This is a genomic window from Belliella aquatica, assembly GCF_014637795.1.
Classification (GTDB): Bacteria; Bacteroidota; Bacteroidia; order Cytophagales; family Cyclobacteriaceae; genus Belliella; species Belliella aquatica.
Window position 1 is genome coordinate 55,333 of record NZ_BMFD01000006.1, and the last position, 19,099, is coordinate 74,431.

Genomic DNA, 19,099 nt, shown 5'->3' on the forward strand with positions numbered 1-19,099 from the left:
GTCTAATTCACGTGAAAAGTATAAAACTGACTATTGAATAGGTAGTTCCCCAAATAAAGTACGCTCTAATCTGATTTAAAATTTACCTCAAGTACAACTCTATTTATCATAAATTAATTGCTACTTCCTCGTGCATTGATTTCTGAGCTTACTGACGGGATTATTATTTGAGTTTTTATCTATGATTTAGACACGATGGCCCAAAATTTAAAAATGAATTAGGTCAAAGAAAAGGTTTGAAAGTTGTAATAAATAAAGACAAATAATGCATTACTTGAGCAGCCTTTTTAAATTCCCCTAAGATGTGTTACTTATTTTTCACGGACATACGCTTTCTTATCAGTTATCATTCAAAATATTATAGGAAGTTCAATTCAATCAGCTGAGCTCATTTGAGTATGGACTGTTGGCAATTATTCGAATAATTATATGCAGAATACTCACGTACTGATATCATAGCGGATAATCATTTATTTTTTTAATATCTTGATATGTTCTACTTTTTGTCCCCATTGGATTTCTACCACCAGAATTCCTTTTGGCGCTTTTGGAATCATTAGAGCTAATTGATCATTCATTTCATTTTCTGAATTGACAGTGATTCCCTGAGTGATGAGGTTTGGATGTACAATCCTAAAAGTTATTTGCTCCTCGTCATATTGGGTTCTGTCTAGGAGTGATATTCTCAATTGATCACCAATAGTAGGGTTGGGATAAGCTCTCCATACTCCAGACGAAGCCATAATACCTTCTGCTCTCACTGAAAGTACTTTGCTATAGGTTGATTTTCCATCAAAGTCAACCTGTTTGATTCTATAAAAGATATTCCCTCCACTTAGTGGTAGTTTGTTATCTATAAATTCGTATTTAGTAAGTAAGTCTGTCCAACCCATGCCATCAATCTCACCAACTTTTTCAAATTGACTTATACCATTTTCTGATCTTTCGATTTCAAAGTGAGAATTTCCAGTTTCTTTTGCAGTGATCCACTTAATTACAGCCGAATTAGTTGATTTTTCAAATCTTGCGCTTAACTCTAACAACTCGATTGGAAGAATCCTGAAAAAATCATATCGAAATATGACAATTCCTGAACCTCCATTACCTCCTCTAAAACCATTGTTGTTTTCAGGTGCACCACCAGCACCCCCACCTCCGCCAGTATTTACTGAGCCATTTGTTCCATTCCCGAAAGTAACTGCATCACCTCCACCACCAAGACCGCCATTACCTGCGCTACCTTGACCACTTGGAGTCCCAGCCACTCCACCACCACCGCCCGCAAAATTTTTCGGTACTGATGCTGGAAGGAGATTTAAAACTAGATTTTGGTAAAAGTTATTAGATACCCCTCTTCCTTCTCCACCATTCCCTCCATTAGCATTTCCATTGATCGCAGGTGCATTTTGATTTGCACCACCACCGCCACCGCCTCCATTCACTTCATCATTACCTCTTCCGTTGGCTCCATTGAATCCTTGCGGTACCATGCCTTCTCCTCCTAAGATTGGATTATTCCCGTTGGTCCAACCTCCAACTGATCCTCCACCAGATCCTCCAAAATTACCTCTTCTTTGATCTGTGTAAGGTTGAATTGTGGATGATAAAGTACCAAATCCATTTGAACTTCCACCTGCACCGCCTCCAAGTGCCGTTCTATTGTTGAAATTGGGATTTAAGGTTTGCAAAGTTGTGTTTTCTCCATTGGAACCTCTTGTTGAACTCAAAATATTTCCTAATCCTCCATTCCCTATTCTGAAATCTAAATTTGGAGATTGAGTAGGAGATTCCTGATTTCCAATATTAAAAACCATCGTACTACGATCAGTAATATGCAAAACACCTCCCGCGCCACCACCTCCGGCACCTCTTTGTCCTAATTCGTCTCTTTTTCCTCCAGCACCACCACCGGCAATCATAAGCATTTCGGTTAATTCTATCAATCCAAGAGGCGGTTGCCATGAGGTTCCTTGTGCTGTCTCATTACAATTGATAACAACAATGACGAATTCATTTTCCGTCGCAGAACCGAATGTATATTCTGTTATACAATTTGATACAACTCTTGTGTTTCTTAAAACCTGACCGAAAACATCATTTATTTGGAGGAATATGAGAAGAGGAAAAACAATAAAGAGTACAATTTTTTTCATTTTATTAATCTTATTTTCAAACTTAAATGCTATTCTAAGCACTATTAGATTCCATTATTAGATACTTCAATGAATTAATTTACGATCCTCTGTCAGCTTTTGGATCACTCGTTTGCTTAATCAAAATCATTTTGCTAGAAAAAGCTAACTCTCAGAATTGATGCTGTTTATATAATTTTTCGGCACTTGTATAAAATCAAAACTTATTTCTGTCACCAAATACATTTTTTAAGCCTTGTGAATCATTTTTATTGGTGTGAAACAGAATAAAAAATAAGTATAATACTGATATACAGAATATAATTCTTTTTACTATCTTTACATCAATAAAGTCTTAGGAAAGGTTCTCTTCCTAAGTGTGATTTAATTTCACTTAAATCCAGAGAGCGATGAAAAAGTTGGTCATATATTTTGTCTTTATGGGTATGGTGCTAGCACCTGTGATAAAGGGGTATGGCCAAGACTTTGATTTAAGTACATGTAATTTTGGCTGTACTTCTAATGATATAACAATTCTTGGTTTTTCTTTAGTTGATGCTACCACAGGTCTTCCTGTTTTTAATTCAATTTCGGAATGTCAAGATGGAGATACTTTTCAAGTAAAATTGGAAATGAATTATTCATTCAACACAGCTGCGACAAGGGTTAATGCAAGATTTCAAGGTAAATTAAAATTTGGTTTAACTGAGATCTTCATTGATGAGTATGTTGGGGAATTCTCAAGTGCCGCAAATGGAGGGAGTGGGAAAATGATTATTTACCAGGAGTTTACTTGGGAATGTGGTACTAATTTATCTTTCCAACAACCTCATTTTTATTGGGCTACCCAAGATAGTGGACCAACGGTTGAAACAACTTATAACTGTAGCAATTATTCAAACTCTAAATGCAGTAGAGATGTAGGTGAGATATTTGTAGATCTGCCTATCGAACTCCCAGTTGTTTGGCACGAAATATCAGCTACCTCTACTCCCGATCAGCAATGTGCAGAAATCAAATGGTCAACACTTAAAGAATGGGAGTCTAGCCATTTTGAGATCGAAAGGTCGTTGAATAATGCAGATCGATTCGAAGTAATAGATTCTGTTGCAGCATCTACCTATAGTTTTGAAATTAAGAACTATCAGTTTACAGACCACACCATACCCGTAAATACTACTAGGGTTTACTACAGAGTGAAGCAAGTTGATCTAGATGGAAGCTTTGAATACAGCAAGGTTTTGATGGTCAATGTGAATACGCAAGAACAACAAACGTCCACTTGGCAACTTTACCCCAATCCTGCTATTGGCAATGACTTAAAAATCTCTTTGAGGAATCCAAAAGCATACAATGGAGAACACCTTCATGTAAAAATGATTTCGAATCTTGGTGTCGCTTATCAAATACTTCCCGAATGTCTCGATCCCTATGAAATAGATATTGGGGACATGATTAAAAATGTTCCGAAAGGAATTCTAGTTGTAGAATTGTCTTGGGGAAATCAGGTTGAAATTCTGAAAGTCATCAAACAGTGAGTTTGGTGACTTTTATTTTTGAAACCTACCTGCTTTCATGCCAGTAGCCATCCAAAATAATGTAAACATCAGATTTAGATTATCAGTTAAATGTTGTTTTGGGACTGTTTATAATTATTCGCATACTTAAAAGTGAGATATCCGCATACTGCTGTCATTAGGAATAGACACATTAGATCAATATTCCTTCGATTAAATAATCTATTTTTTCTTGTCCAGTATTAGCTTAAGACGCTCAATCTGAATTCTGTGATTTCTTTGCAGTACAATCGGATAAAGGTTTCCGATTACATTGATCAAGCTACTGACACAAAAAATTTCTATTTGGCCTTTGAGAAGGATATAGAAGGAAACAATTGCAACTATAATGAAGGATGCTAAATGGCCGAATTCTGATTGCCTTGTCTGAGTTTCAAAGTTTTCGAGACCAGTTTTATTCCCACTAAAATACTTTTTTCTATTTTTCTCTTTACCCCAAAAAAACTTAAGAAGTAGAAATCTAAAATACTCCACACCTAAGATGCGATACAGTGATGTTATAACCTTGATATTATTGATTTTATAGTAAGAGTCCGGCAAAATTCTGCTTGTAATAAATGCAAACCCTAATAATGCAAAAACTCCAGTGATAAATAAATTAAGGGCAAATGAGTAAGCTACTACTCCAATCCAATTAAATTGACTAGCGTAGGTATTGTCCAAAAATTTAACTAGCTCTACAGAGCGATAAGCTAAGAAAATTGAACCCAATGAAAGGAATAGCTTTTTTACCATTTTCAACTAAAGATAATACATGTTTTCTCTTTCAAAATCTCTTTTTCAAAATAATTGATCGTTTTTCTGCTTTAGGCTTATGAATAAACGCAAACTAAATAGCCAAATTTGCTCTGATTTCGCGACATTAATTCTTTTAAGCCTGATAGGTTTAATAGATTACTTCTTAATCCTTTTAACTAACCTCCATCTTTCTTTTTGATTACATAGAAGTAAACTACCAAACCCTTCATTAAAAAGGTCTCAGTCAATACCTCGCTAGACAATCAGCGGCCTCATTCAGCCCTATCCTTATGTTTTAGCTAAATATGTGTCTAATTTAGCAAACTATTTTATGCGTATATCCTCCTTCTTAACCTTAGCATTCATCCTTCAACCTTTCATTTTCCAAGTTTCAACGATTATACCTCAAACTCTTCGTGTCAATCCACAGCGCTTCAGCGCTATAATTTATAAATCCTTATAAATCAAATTTCAAATTATCAAACCCTAATCATCTTCCAAATCCCTTAAATCCAAATTCGTTCAATTCGCTAAATTCGTGGTCATCCTTTAACCTTTTTCCTTTCGCCTTTTTTCATCCTTCATCCTTCCTAATTCATCCTTTCTTAACCTCCTTTAACCTTTCCCCTTTTTCCTTTCGCCTTCATCCTTTCAATCCCTCTAAAACCCCAACAGCCCTTTTACCCGCCAACTCATTCATTTTCCCATTGACCTCCTGCAAAAAGACAATCCCCATCACTACAAATAACACCTCCTCGCTTTGCAGCGCGTTGCCTAGGTCCATTTCCACCACTCCATTCAAGTCAAGAGAGGCACCTAATTCAAAAGTATCACCTTGGTACTCCTGATAACCTACTTTTTCATTGACTTCATGAAGCCTACACCAAAGTAAATCTACTCTATAATGCGTAGCTCCTCCAGGAGTAGTCTTTCTATCCATAGCTCCAATCCTACTAAAGTCAACTTGAACTATTTGACCTTGACGAGCAACATCAGGTAAGTTTGCGATCAGACTTCTTAAAGAAGTAGCTTCAAAATCGAATCCTCTCATTAAATCCAAATTGCCTAATCGCAACCTTCTTTCTCCATATACACTGACAGGATCAGACTGAACCACTTTGTGCATTTTTGAAGTCAACCTTCCATGTAAACCATCATGCCTCCCAGGATTTAAAAGACCTATACAAGAGCGAGATAGTTTAGCAGCAAATTTTGAAGCATGACCAAATTCAGAACTCACCCTTCTAGAGTTTTCAAATTCTGGACCTTCCTTTAATCTTTTCTTACTGATGCTTCCTTTTGACCTAGAGTAAAACTTTCCATTTCTCTTGTAGAAGATAACGTTTCCCATTGTTCCTTCTAGCGTTAATGATCCTGTTTGCTTAGCCATAATTTCTTAGTGTTTGGTTAGACTCTAAAGTAATGATAATCTGTTGCTTATCCTATACAAACACGGATTAACATCGTATCAAGTCCGTATCAACGCCATATCAAACGCATATCAAACATATATTTAATTAAATATCAACTAGACATAAAGCCCTATTTGAGCGGTTATAAAGGTATTTCTAAGATGATTCTGTTTAGAATGTTAAGCTTTGAGGAAAGTAGTTACTATTAAAAAAATATGTTAAATATTGGTTATTAACATGATATAGTAGCTATGTCAAATAAACGAATTACTAATCGACCGATAACTATTTTCCTTACATATCTGATTTTTTAAAAGTAGCTATTAAAAATAATGCAAATACTATATTTTGAAGCCGTTGTGGTCCCTCGTCCCTCTAGTTCAAGTCTACAGCCTTTAATCCCAAACACCATAAAAGTAACCAATGATCACATTGCACAAAGTTCCTTTCAATCAACCGTGGACAGTTGACAGTCGACCGAATTACTTCTTAAGAATTTTGATATGCTCTATTTGCTTACCCCATTGAATTTCTACCACAAATACACCTTTGGGAACTCGCGTAATAAGCTGTGACAGAGAATCATTCATTTCTCTTTCTGATCTTACAGTCCTAGATTGGGTGATTAGATTTGGGTGAATAATTCTAAAGGTAATTTGCTCTTCTGCATACTGTCCTCTATCGACAAGCGCAATTTTCAATTGTTCACCTGTAGTTGGATTTGGGTAGGCACGCCAAGTCCCTTTACTTGTATGAACTTGTGGGATATTTACCCCTACGGTTTTACTATATGCATAAGAACCTGAGAAATCAACTTGCTTAATTCTGTAATAAGCCATCGAGCCTATTAGCGGTAATTCCATATCTGTAAAGGAGTAATCCGATCGATCGTCTGAGTAACCAACACCCTCAATTTCTCCTATTTTCTCAAAATTTTTGACATTATCAATGGATCTTTCCACTTAAAAATGCGAATTTTCCCACTCCTTCGCTGTCGCCCAGGAGATCTGAGAAGTTCTTGATTCTTGTAAAAAGGTAGCATTAATATCAAGGAATTCTACTGGAAGGATTTTGAAGGTTTCGTATCTGATAATTACAATACCTGAACCACCGTTTCCACCCGCCCTATCTCTTCCTCCAGCTCCTCCACCTCCACTACCAGTGTTTGGTGTTCCATTTTGAGCTACTAAGGAATTATTTCCACCGTTTCCTCCACCTCCATTTCCTCCATTTCCTGAATTATTTGAACCTCCGGCGCCACCACCGCCTCCAGCTGCGAATCTCCTACTAATTCCTGTTATATTCGTCCCGATTCCATCTCCTCCATGACCCCCATCATCTCCATCTTCACCCTCTTCATCTGCACCACCTCCACCGCCTCCAAATTGATTAGTGGAATTTCTATCTGATTCAGAATCTCCTCCATCATTACCTTCTTCATCGCCATCACCACCATCACCATCATTACCATTCGATTGAGCTCCTGCTCCTCCACCAGAAGATTGATTATTCCCGTTTCTACCATCTTGATTGTTGGAAAGACCTCCAGCACCACCGCCTCCAGCCAAAAATACTGTCCCATTATCAAATGAAGAAGGTCTTCCATTTCTTTCTGGTACTGAGGTACTCGCTCCAGTTCCACCTGCTCCAATAACAATAGGATAAGATAATCCAGCGGTTAGACCTTGAGGGATACTAAAAGTTTCAAAAATAACACCCCCGCCGCCGCCTCCGCCGCCTGCTTTCCTATCATTCCCATTATTTGTTCTTCCTCCAGCACCACCGCCGCCAACAATCAGAACTTGATACTCTGTTAAACCTTCTGGAGCCGACCATGTGTCATCACAGAAAAATGTGATTATTACAGTTTCACCATCGTTTAATGTTTGTGTAACTCTACAATTTGGACTGCATCCGTTTGAATTCACATTAGAACTTCTATAACAAGCATTAGGCCCTATAGAACCAGACATAGAGCCAGTTCTATTTCCGTCAACATAAAATTTTGAATTGTTTGACAGGTTTACTTGATTGTTACTGATTATTTCATGATTTCCATTGACTTGTATATAAGAATTGCCACTACCATTATATCTTCCTGAACCACTTTGAATGAAATTATTTGAAACCCGTATATCAGTTTCTCCTGAGGCATTGATTGCTCCATTTCCTAAATTCACATTATTACTTACTCTAATTAAAGAGTTATCTACAGCATTTAAATTTCCACCACTTGTAAAGTTTAAATTTTGAGTTATAAATTCACCTGAAATATTTAATGTGGTATTGGAATTTAAAGTTGTTGTATTTAGAACTATTAGTTTTGAACCCTCTTCTACGTTAATCTGAGCATTATTGGACTGTAGGACTAAATCTCTTACGATCACAGTACTATTTCCCGTTATATCGATTACACCACCTCTGTTAACTTGCAATGTTCCATTTGGAACATTAATTTCTCCTCCGTTATTCACATTAAAAATCACATTGTTTGGAGCAGGTAAACTTGACCCAGCTGTATTAAATAATACATTACCTTGGAAGGTCAACCTTCCATTGATTCCATTTACATTTAAGGCTTTAAAATATCCACCTCCAAATTCCACATTTGGTTGATTGTAAAATACTTCATGATTAATATTAACATCGACTCTACAGTTTCCTGCATAATCATTAGTGCTAGGAGGTGCATTTCTTTGGAAAACACAGCCAAAAGGATTTGTTCTAGTCCAAATACCTGCATTAGTCCAATTTCCATTCTGATTGCTACTGAATGTTTGGCTAAAAGCTTTTTCTGGTAGGATTGTATTAATCAAAAGACCAAAAACAAAAGCCAAATAAAATTTAATCTTCATATAATAACAAGCATAAGGGTTTGTGCAAAACCGGGTGATTTTACTAAGTTGAAAGTATACTAGGGCTGAATACTTTGTTTGGGTAACTCAAAAAGTGAAGCGCTTGTTAAGGCAAACTCTTTTTTAAATTACTTATTTGGTGATTTTATAATACAATATTAAGGTGAAATTTACTTATATCAAAACAAAAATCTTGTTCATATACACTTATTTGCAACTCTTATGTATAAAAAAGTTTGCATAAATGCAGTGTGATTAAGTCTTATTAAAAAATGAATAAATAATATAAACTTTTCAATGCTTAACATCCACATCCGCTTTCTAACGTTTAGCCAATGATAACAATGCACAAAGTCCCTTTCAATCAACCGTAAACAGTCGACTAGTTCAAGTCTCCTGACTTGGACTACTTCTTTGCAGTTTTCAAACTGCCATCAAAAGTCTCCAGACTTTAATCCCAAACACCATAAAAATAGCCAGTGATAATAATGTATGAAGTTCCTTTCAATCAACCGTGGACAGTTAGCCATCGACTGTCGACCCTTTAGTTCAAGTCTCACGACTTGGACTACTTCTTTGCAGTTTTCAAACTGCCACTAAAAGTCTCCGACTTTAATCCCAAATACCATAAAAGTAGCTACTGATCACATTGTACAAAGTTCCTTTCAATCAACCGTGGACAGTTGACCGTCGATTGTCGACCTTCTAGTTCAAGTCTCCAGACTTTAATCCCAAACACCATAAAAATAGCCAGTGATAATAATGTATGAAGTTCCTTTCAATCAACCGTGGACAGTTGACCGTCGACTGTCGACCTTTAAACTCATTTCTTAAGAATTTTAATGTGCTCCACTTGATTACCCCATATAATTTCTAGTACAGCTACACCTTTACCCAGTGGTTGAAGCAATTGCTGTAGCTGATTACTAAGATCAAAAATATCCTTGGTCACAATCTGTTTATTTTCTAGGCTGTTATAATTGGATAATAGCCGAATAGAGACGTCCTCTCCTTTATACTTTTCTTTACTGAGCAATTCTAGTCGGATAGCTTCACCATTAATTGGATTCGGGAAAACTCTCCATGTACCCTTACCAGACATGCCTCCAACTCTTACAGAGATAACTTCACTCAAAGATGACTTTCCTTCAAGATCTACTTGCTTCAGTCGGTAATAAATATTTCCGCCAGCAAGAGGAAGAAAAGAATCTGTAAAATCATATGCTATTGGCATATCGGAATTGATTGCGCCATTCACTTCCCCAAGATCCTCCCATGATTTGATGTCATTGATGGATCTTTGAATGATAAAATGGGAATTGTTTTTTTCGGACGCTGTTACCCAGTTTATTTCATTGGATCTTTCTAAACTGTTGTGATTGGCTGTAAAAGAAAGGTATTCGACTGGGAGTATTCCAAAGTTTAGAATTGCACAAATATTCGCAGTTTCGCTATTCCATGATATATTCCCTGATTGACCTGATGAAGATGGGTTGTCAGCACTAGCACTATCACAGACCTGATCTCCTGTCCAGCCAACGATGTCCAATCCTCTATCAATTGTAATTTTTGCATCTCCAAAATTTAATTGAGCATTAGGACCGGCTAAAGTAATTAATACACCATCAAATGTGTATTCGTTTCTTCCTCCGTTTTTTGCATTTTCTGAATCAAATATAATCTTGCCTCCATCTTCTACACATACATCAACAAATTGGAGTTCTGAAATCCAAGCTAAATTTAGTGTTGCTCCATTTTTAACAGTAATACATCCCCTGTCGGTTGCCGATGTACCTGCTATTTTGAAGGCATCATTATTTCCGTTGCTATTGGCTGTCCCTAAAGTCATGTAAACTCCGGGATCTAAAACAATACCTCTAAGAGTTATAGTACTATTTGTTGACCAACTAAAAAAGCCATTTCCAGTAAACTGGAATATTTGATTACTAGGGTTATTAACAGTTATAGGTGTAGGAGAATTTACAGTCCCTGAATTTCCTAAGGGTATAATAGCTCTTGTCGGTACACATTCAGGACAACTCTGTCCAAAACTATCTATAGAAATGGAAGCACACAGCAATAGCGTGATTAGCAATACACTAATTTTTTTAATCAAGAAGTTGGTAAGCATAAGGGGATTGAGAAATTATTGAAATGGGGTGAGTATTTACAATAATTACTTAGGGCACATAAATATATATAGAGATGTGCAGATAATAAAAGCTTTGCACGTTTTATTTACTAAAAAATGTGGTTTATATACTCTAAAACGAAATTAAAGATCAATTCTTTTTGAGTTTATAGATAAATGTTTCTGTTCCATTTTGAAGTTTTAAGAAATAAAGCCCTGAATGTAATTTCCCCGTTTCCAACCTGACTTCATTTACAGGGCTATTCCCAGAACTATTTTGGAGAATTCTGCCTGAATAATCAGATAAAGTCCAGCTGAATAATTTCAAATCTTTACCTTTTATAAATATATATTCCATAAATGGATTCGGATAGACCTTTACATCCCAAGTTGGATGAAAATCTACTCTGATCACTTTAGATTTACTATAACTACTATCCAAGTCAAACTGGGTCAATCTGTAATAATTAACACCAATAGATGGTGATGTATCAAGCCACTCGTAATTCGTTACCTGATCTGTAAAACCATGAGCTTGCACTTCTCCAATATTCACCCACATTTGGATATCCTGAGATCTTTGAATCAAAAAGTGATCACTGTACCGTTCTTTGGCTGTTGACCAATGGAGATGTACAGATTCTTGTAGCAATTTCCCATCGAAGCTTAACCAATCTACAGGAAGCGCAGAGATTGGTTCTGTATCTGCATCAGCATAGTTATTTTGATCGTTTGTCTCTGGAATTCCTGTGGCACTGTATGTAACTACTGAGTTGAAGTAATCTGTCGATTCTAAGACTTCCACAGTAATGGTTAGAGTAACTGTTTGCCAGCTTTCCAATGTTCCAATATTCCATAAACCTGGATCAGAAAATGGATCATAGATTCCTTGAGAGGCGACATGACTGACGTATTGATAGCCCACTGGCATATTTTCATTTAAGAATACTTCCCTTGCAATACTGTAACCTTGGTTTGAGACGGTAATGGTAAAGTTGATCTCATCTCCGACATTAGGCTTAAGCGCACTAACATCTTTTGTTACCACAAGGTCATATTCAATAGGCCTGATTCCAAAGTTAGCATCGGTGAGTGAAGCGTTATTTACCACAATATTTGGTAAAATGCTATTAGCTAGTCCGTCGCTTCCCTCACCAGAACCCAAGTTTTCCCCCGTATTTTCATAATACAATGGAAGAACCAAATCTGGAGCGAGCTGTCCTATAGTAGGGAGTTGTGTAGTAATCATAATGCTAAAAGTTCCATTGGGAACATCATTGATGACATAGGTTCCATCATTTTGGATAGTACCAAAACTCACTACATTATTTGCCCCATCGATCAGGACAGCATAGAAATCAGGAATGTTGACTCCCGTGCCGTTTACCCTATTATCAGTGAGTGCATTGAGGTCTTCATAGACATTTCCGGATATAGATAGAAAGGTGAACCCACTAGTTCTTTGAACAACGCGATAGAATGATGCAGTCCAAGTGTTTATCGTAATGTTATTACTGAAACCATTGTCACCCGTAGCCCACCAAATATGTTCGGGACTTTCTACACCTGTTACATTTACTGCTATAGACTGTGGACTGTCTGAGGGGGTCAAGCCTGTTCTGGGAATATTTGAATCGTCCCAAAATATAAAATCATTGGCCACATCACCAGGACGGATATTCGTCACTTCAATCCCAAGGTTCTGCTCCAAATCAAAAATTGGAAAATGAACAGGGAAAAAAGCCACGGAAGCAATAAAATTCACTTCTCCACCACTGGGTAATTCGACACCATTGGCATCTTCGCCATTCCAATATATCGTATAATTTCCAGGGCTTTCATAGATGGCAGAAAGAATGACATCTGTATTGTCAAATTCTCCGTTTCCATTGATGTCGATCAAAATATCGACAATGGCTGGTAAGCTAATATTAATGTTGACGTTTGCTTCTCCACCTGTCGCAGGCGCAGCTTTCTCACTGTAAATGATATCCAGAACAGCTGACGGCGGAGTAGTAGAAGCCCAGATACTGGGATCGGGGTCATTGATAAATAACGGGTATTGGTAATTATTAGAGGATGTGCCAGCTATGGACTTTCTATTTTCTTCAAATGATAAGTGATTCCTCGGTCCATCTTGATTGGCAAAAAAATTAGTCCATCCGCCAGATGATCCGTCAAATTTGATTCGCTTGACAAAATAGTCATTTGTAGCAGCGGTGTAGGTATTGTCTATAGGTACATAGAATCCAAAATCTTGGTGAAATGAATAAGCATCTGCTTGCCCTTTATTTTGAATCATTAAATTGTTTTGAGCAGCATTAGACCTAGAATTCGAAGTGCTCCAATATCTCGAATAAACCCTGCCTTTCTGTTCAGTATAGTTTCCAGGAGTCCCTGATGCCGCAGTGATGTCCCAAAAATTTATATTGAATCCACTGGGTATGATTAAATCGTCAGTCCCAGAAATTTCTACCCAAAAAGCTCTATCTGCTCCAGTATCATTGATAAATGACAGGCCTGTATAGCCTGTACCAGTGACTTGGGTAGGGCCAGTGTGTGCGGCAAGTCCATCGGCAGGACGGCCAAACCCACCGCCTGCATCACTTGGATTGATTTCGTAACCTCCATGAAATGATCTGGAAGTACCTGTAGTTCCTTGCGGGAAAAAACCGGAAGAAGTTGCATCATAAAACCATCGTACTCGAATATTTCCAGTTGATCCACTTCTTCTAAATCCCCAAAATACGGTCTCGCCTTGTTTCACATAAACATACAACCGATGCCCTGCATTATAACCAGGAGTTCCTGAAGGAACCATCATGGACCCTCTTACTGTCAGTCCAGACACAGCTTGGTTTCCCGGTACCCAAAGCATGCTTTGTCGATTTGTTGCGGTGCCCCAATCCCCAGAGCCTTCAGCATGGCTTTCATCAATTTTGACAACCAAAAACAATAAAAATAGAATCAAAGAAGCCTTTCCCAAAGAATGAAACTTCTTAGTCCAATTTATTGCTTTGATATTTGTAAAATCAATCTTCAATTTTCCTTAGGTTTGAATTTTTAAATACAATTACTTTAATCTTCTAAGGTGACTTGAGAAGAATATATAACCTTCTGAAAGCAAATATCATATAGGAAAAAATACTAAACAATTTATTAGTTTACAAAGCGGTTTTCAGTATTTAAAATCCAAATTAGTTGCTAGATTAAATTGACTAAATCCTTAGAAAAATAAATTGATTTATTTTTAGAAAAAATAAACCCCTACCAAGTTAATGATAGGGGTTAAAGGTATTTTAGGAAACTTGTTTTCTTAACTGTTCATGCTGATCAAAAACTCAGCATTGTCTCTCGTTCCACGCATTCTTTGAAGTAAGAATTCCATAGCTTCTTGAGAATTCATGTCGGACATCAACTTGCGGAGTATCCATACACGCTGCATTTCTTCTTTGTCCATCAAAAGATCTTCTCTTCTTGTACCTGATCCAGGGACATCGATAGCTGGATAGATTCTTCTGTTGGAAAGCTTTCTGTCCAAGGCAAGTTCCATGTTACCGGTACCTTTGAATTCCTCGAAGATAACTTCATCCATCTTAGAACCTGTCTCTACCAAAGCTGTAGCGATGATGGTCAATGAACCACCGTTTTCTACATTTCTTGCAGCTCCAAAGAATCTTTTTGGCTTGTGCAATGCATTGGCATCCACACCACCGGATAGGATTTTTCCTGATGAAGGAACGACTGTATTGTATGCTCTTGCCAGTCTCGTGATAGAATCAAGAAGGATCACTACATCGTGGCCACATTCTACCATTCTCTTCGCTTTCTCCAATACAATAGAAGCCACTTTTACATGACGATCAGCTTGTTCGTCAAAAGTCGAAGAAATTACCTCAGCTTTTACGGATCTTGCCATATCTGTTACTTCTTCTGGTCTTTCATCGATCAAAAGGATCATCAAATGTACTTCAGGATGATTTTCTGAAATTGCATTGGCAATCTGCTGAAGAAGAACGGTCTTACCTGTCTTAGGTTGCGCGACGATCATCCCTCTCTGACCTTTACCGATTGGGGCAAATAAGTCTAGAATTCTTGTAGAATAATTGTCAGCTCTTGTGGTTAGGTTAAGTCTCTCTTCTGGGAAAAGTGGAGTCAAATACTCAAATGGAATTCTATCTCTGATTTCTTCAGAAGTTTTACCATTTACCGTAATGACTTTTAGAAGTGCAAAGTATTTTTCTCCTTCTTTTGGAGGTCTTATGGTACCCTTGATATGGTCACCTGTCTTAAGACCAAAAAGTTTGATTTGTGATGGAGATACATAAATATCATCTGGAGATGCGAGGTAATTGTAATCCAATGATCTTAAAAAGCCATAGCCTTCTGTCATGATTTCAAGCACACCTTCATTTTCGATGATGCCTTCAAATTCTTTAGGACTTACATAAGTTTTTCTCTTGTTTGGAACCACTTCCGCTGCTGGGATATGTGCTTCTTCTACATCTCTAATGTTTTTCCTTCTTGGAAGCTCTACTTCTGTCTCTTGAACAGGGGATGTAGAAACTGGCGCTGCTCCTTCAATTTCGTCAATGACTCTTTTTCTAGGTCTGATGAATTTTGGTTTTTCTTCCTCAGCTGTAGGAGTAGGGATTGATTTTTTTGGTTCTACGCTAGGTTCAGCTTTTGGCTTCTCTTGTTGTTCTCTTTTTGGATGATCTTCCTTTTTGGCGTGTTCTCGTTTATTAGGTTGATTTTCTCTTGGAGCTTTTTCGCGAGGAGTTGGTTTCTTCTCTGCTTTTTCTTCCTCTTTGGGAAGTTCAGTTACATTTTGTCTTCTGAATTTTGGCTTGCTGTCTGCGTCTTCTGATTGGGGTGATTCAGGTTTTTTGGCTTCGGCTGCTTTTGGTGCAGCTTGGCTTTCGTCAGTTTCAGCTACGGAAGGTTTTTTCTTTGGAAGGGCCTTTTCTGGGGTGATGGCTTGTTGATCTAATATAGCATATACGAGATCGTCTTTTTTAAGTGTCTTAAAATTCTTTACTCCCAATTCCTCTGCAATGTCTTTCAATTCAGAAAGAAGTCTGATTCTTAGTTCTTCTATGTTATACATAAAAAGCTTATGATGTTGATTAATTTACTAAAGATGTGTTTTGATAAACTGATTTTGAGTATTACTGAACTGAATTAAAAATATATTCAGGAAAGTATAAAATCCACGGGGAGAGGATTTTGAAATACTGTTACAATGCAATATTACACCATACATTCTACATACGCAAATTTTTAGCTTAATGACTTCCTCTTAAGAGATTAACTGTCTGAGCACTTTGACAGACTTCCATGGATTGTTGTCCTCTAAGTGTTGGGAATAAAAAACCAAAAAGTGATCTAAAAGCCCCTTTCGGACACTTGAGGGAATTGTTTGATTGCAAGAAAAGGATTCTGCAATGATGATATCAAGCGCGTCACGCTCCGAAATTAATTGGGCAGGGGATTTGATTTCTTGGATGATTTCATCAAAGAATGAAGCTGCATCACTAGGAGCAAAGCCGAGATAATTTGACATTTCAAAGAGAAATACAAGGGGATAGATAGCCAATTTAGCATCAACATGATCTAAATGGGCCAAAGCAGATTCCAGAAAATCATATAATTGTTCGTTTTGATAATTCTCAAAGATTGATTTTGCCAAGACTTCTGCTACAAACATGGCTATACCAGAACGAATAAAATCAAAAGGAATAAGTTGATAGGGGAGGTGCAATTTAGCTTCTGAGACTCGATTCAAACCTGCTCCTTCTTTATCATACACAACCAAGTCTAATTGGGTTAGCGGTTGATAAAGTGCCATTTTAGATTTGCCAGTGCTGCTTCTCACACCGTTGATGATATAGGATTTCAAACCCAATTCGCGCGTAAATACCTTGACGATAATCGAGGTTTCTTTGTATCGGATATAGGAAATGACAATTCCTTTGGTCTTCTTTTGCATCAGATGATCACAAATTTTCCTGCTATGCGCTCTCTCCCAAATTCATCCAACACATATACCAAATATACCCCTGATACTGGTCTATTGCCAGAATTGTCCCTAAGATTCCATGCAAGCTTTCCTCCTCTAACTTGAATGGAATAAATCACTCTTCCTGCCGAATTTGTGATTTTCACTTCTGCAAAATCTGATAAGCCTTCAATGCTTAAAAAGCCATTGAAATCCGGTCGAACTGGATTTGGATAAATTTTGAGTGTTTCTAAGGTTTCAAATGGAGCTATGGAACCTGTTCTGTAAGATATCCCACCCTCAGGCAAAACGACAAACAACTCTCCCGAACGGTCATTAAAATTTAGATTCACAATTTCATTGGAATACATTGGGCTATTTTCTCTGGTGAAATGATGTAGAAGTGTGGTTCCTTGATTTGTAAAATTCCAAAGGCCATTTTTTTCCGTCCCTAACCACACACTCAAATCAGGTGCGGTGGCGATGGCTGTTATTGATTCCCCATTCAACAAGGGTGCGTTTTCGAATAAAGGCTGAATCGCATTGATAGACGAGCTGTTGTTCGCAGAAGAAGCATTCGGGATAAAAGCAATTCCTGAACTCAGTGCAACCCAAAGCCTATTCTCTCGATCTAAACTAATATCTTGAACGATACCGTTTGGCAATCCACCTTGGTTATTTGCCGTAGATATAAGTCTATTCAAACCTGAATCAGCTTTGAAAACCCGCAGTTGCGTGAATCCGGTATTGTTGGATTGTAGAATCCAAAGGTTGCCAGCTTGATCAAGCTCGATTTTTTGCGGAAAACTCATTCCTTGGATAGAGACCATTTCAATCGAACCATCGGACAGAATCTTAAACAATCTCCCTTGGTTATCTTCTATTCCTACCCAAATTTGTCCGCTATAATCCTTTTGGAGCAAACGAATGGAAGTGTTTTCTTGAAGTCCTTGAAGTGGGATTCTATTCAATTCTCCATTTTCCTTTAGCCAAAGTCCAGCAGCTCTTGTTGCAATATATTGCCTATTTCCTACCGAAACGGAGGCAACTGCATTATTAGGAAAATCAAGTTCCTCCCACATTCCATCCAGAATCTGAGAACTTGAGGAACCTGAAGATTGGCGAACAGCAGCAGAAGCTCTTCTAAAAGTCGGGAAGGCAAAAATAGAATTTTCATCCTTGCCAAAGTTTTGAATTTTTGTACTTGGCCCTATTGTTGAAAAGGCAGTTCCATCAGAGGATTTTACAATTCCTCGACCTTGAACACTTAAGTAGACTTCATTTTCCGCTAAATGAAAATCCGAAAAACTAAAGGAGGAAGAGTAAATTTCTTGAAATGAACCGTTGGATTCCATTTTAAAAAACCCATTATCTTTTTTGAAATAGACGCCTGAAGAAAAGGATTTTAAAGATTGGCTATTTCCTGTGCCGAAAATCAACTCTGAACCACTTTCTTCTATTAAATAGATATTCTTATCATTGCCTAAGCCGACTCTTGAGTTATCTATGCTTTCAATTTCTTGAAATCCACCTGAAACGTTAGCATTGGTCAATGTCCAGTTTCTGAAATCCTTCAGATTGGTATTTTTATTTCCAACCAAAATCCCTAAATCAGTCGCCAAAAAGAAGCTGTTTTCATCTGCTGCTATATCATTGACGCGAAGCGGGCTGCCATTTGCTCCAATATTGAGGTACGAATCCACAAATCTTCCCGATTGCCCATCGATGATACTCACACCAAAATCACCAACCAAATAGGCACGCTGATCAATGATTTTGATGGAATTGATTTGCTTGCTTTCCAGCTGCACATTGTCGCGCAAGGTACGGATGCTGATGATGTCGCTTTCTCCAACCAAATCTATGGTTCCATCGGTGTATGCAAGGATGAGTTTTTTGTTTTGTGAATCAAAAGCTGCTGTAGTGAAATCATGTCCATAAAGTCCATCGATTTTGGTGATGGAATTTACATCTCTTGAATCGATGGAAAAATAAAATAAGCTTTCTTGTCCAACATGGAATATCGTCTGATTAGATCCAGTTAGGCTTGCTGGATCTAAGTATGAATGGTGGGTTTTCCATATGCCAACTGGGATGTTGGATTGTGAAAAAGATATCAAAGGGAGCAAAGTAAAAATCAAAGCGATACCTCCAATTACCCATTGAGAGAATAAATTTCCAACAAGATCCTTTTTGATGTGGGATATTTTTTTGAAGAGATGTGATTTGATTTTTTGCTTCATTTGGAAGTGT

At 37.5% G+C, this 19,099-nt stretch carries 11 protein-coding genes; 1 reads left to right on the forward strand and 10 read right to left on the reverse strand.

The window, feature by feature from the left end; all coding sequences use genetic code 11:
- Positions 1-470: 470 nt before the first annotated feature.
- Entirely contained in the window at positions 471-2,153 is a 1,683-nt protein-coding gene (locus IEV57_RS10255) for a glycine-rich domain-containing protein (RefSeq protein WP_188442406.1), read from the reverse strand.
- A gap of 389 nt (positions 2,154-2,542) precedes the next feature.
- Between IEV57_RS10255 and IEV57_RS10260 the strand changes: the two genes are divergently transcribed.
- The gene (locus tag IEV57_RS10260) at positions 2,543-3,670 is read left to right on the forward strand and encodes a hypothetical protein (RefSeq protein ID WP_188442408.1); all 1,128 of its coding nucleotides are present in this window, start codon (positions 2,543-2,545) and stop codon (positions 3,668-3,670) included.
- 201 nt (positions 3,671-3,871) lie between these two features.
- Here the strand turns inward: IEV57_RS10260 and IEV57_RS10265 are convergent, their stop codons facing one another.
- The 9 genes from IEV57_RS10265 to IEV57_RS10305 form a co-directional block, all read right to left on the reverse strand.
- Positions 3,872-4,444, reverse strand: a complete 573-nt coding sequence (locus IEV57_RS10265) for a glycosyl-4,4'-diaponeurosporenoate acyltransferase CrtO family protein (RefSeq protein WP_188442410.1) — start codon at positions 4,442-4,444, stop codon at positions 3,872-3,874.
- A 646-nt stretch (positions 4,445-5,090) separates the two neighbouring features.
- On the reverse strand, positions 5,091-5,837 hold the full coding sequence (locus IEV57_RS10270; protein WP_188442412.1) for a hypothetical protein: 747 nt from the start codon (positions 5,835-5,837) through the stop codon (positions 5,091-5,093).
- Positions 5,838-6,341: 504 nt separating this feature from the next.
- Complete coding sequence (locus IEV57_RS10275; RefSeq protein WP_188442414.1) at positions 6,342-6,821, reverse strand: hypothetical protein; 480 nt, start codon at positions 6,819-6,821, stop codon at positions 6,342-6,344.
- Complete coding sequence (locus IEV57_RS10280) at positions 6,822-8,714, reverse strand: glycine-rich domain-containing protein (protein WP_188442415.1); 1,893 nt, start codon at positions 8,712-8,714, stop codon at positions 6,822-6,824.
- 823 nt (positions 8,715-9,537) lie between these two features.
- Entirely contained in the window at positions 9,538-10,845 is a 1,308-nt protein-coding gene (locus IEV57_RS10285) for a T9SS C-terminal target domain-containing protein (RefSeq protein WP_188442416.1), read from the reverse strand.
- Positions 10,846-10,996: 151 nt separating this feature from the next.
- Entirely contained in the window at positions 10,997-13,888 is a 2,892-nt protein-coding gene (locus IEV57_RS10290; protein ID WP_188442417.1) for a T9SS type A sorting domain-containing protein, read from the reverse strand.
- Positions 13,889-14,161: 273 nt separating this feature from the next.
- The gene (gene rho, locus IEV57_RS10295; protein WP_188442418.1) at positions 14,162-15,955 is read right to left on the reverse strand and encodes a transcription termination factor Rho; all 1,794 of its coding nucleotides are present in this window, start codon (positions 15,953-15,955) and stop codon (positions 14,162-14,164) included.
- A gap of 192 nt (positions 15,956-16,147) precedes the next feature.
- Positions 16,148-16,837 carry a DNA repair protein RecO gene (gene recO / locus IEV57_RS10300; RefSeq protein WP_188442419.1) on the reverse strand — a complete coding sequence of 230 codons (690 nt, stop codon included), beginning with the start codon at positions 16,835-16,837 and terminating at the stop codon, positions 16,148-16,150.
- Positions 16,837-19,089 (reverse strand): PorZ beta-propeller-like domain-containing protein, encoded by a 2,253-nt coding sequence (locus tag IEV57_RS10305; protein WP_188442421.1) that lies wholly within the window; start codon positions 19,087-19,089, stop codon positions 16,837-16,839. The genes recO and IEV57_RS10305 overlap by 1 nt, the downstream gene beginning before the upstream one ends.
- Positions 19,090-19,099: the final 10 nt, after the last annotated feature.

What these genes read in the sequence shown, in the direction of transcription:
- recO (WP_188442419.1), bottom strand. Translation starts at nt 16,837, where the DNA reads ATGCAAAAGAAGACCAAAGGAATTGTCATTTCCTATATCCGATACAAA.
- IEV57_RS10270 (WP_188442412.1), bottom strand. Translation starts at nt 5,837, where the DNA reads ATGGCTAAGCAAACAGGATCATTAACGCTAGAAGGAACAATGGGAAAC.
- IEV57_RS10305 (WP_188442421.1), bottom strand. Translation starts at nt 19,089, where the DNA reads ATGAAGCAAAAAATCAAATCACATCTCTTCAAAAAAATATCCCACATC.
- IEV57_RS10285 (WP_188442416.1), bottom strand. Translation starts at nt 10,845, where the DNA reads ATGCTTACCAACTTCTTGATTAAAAAAATTAGTGTATTGCTAATCACG.
- IEV57_RS10280 (WP_188442415.1), bottom strand. Translation starts at nt 8,714, where the DNA reads ATGAAGATTAAATTTTATTTGGCTTTTGTTTTTGGTCTTTTGATTAAT.
- rho (WP_188442418.1), bottom strand. Translation starts at nt 15,955, where the DNA reads ATGTATAACATAGAAGAACTAAGAATCAGACTTCTTTCTGAATTGAAA.
- IEV57_RS10255 (WP_188442406.1), bottom strand. Translation starts at nt 2,153, where the DNA reads ATGAAAAAAATTGTACTCTTTATTGTTTTTCCTCTTCTCATATTCCTC.
- IEV57_RS10265 (WP_188442410.1), bottom strand. Translation starts at nt 4,444, where the DNA reads ATGGTAAAAAAGCTATTCCTTTCATTGGGTTCAATTTTCTTAGCTTAT.
- IEV57_RS10260 (WP_188442408.1), top strand. Translation starts at nt 2,543, where the DNA reads ATGAAAAAGTTGGTCATATATTTTGTCTTTATGGGTATGGTGCTAGCA.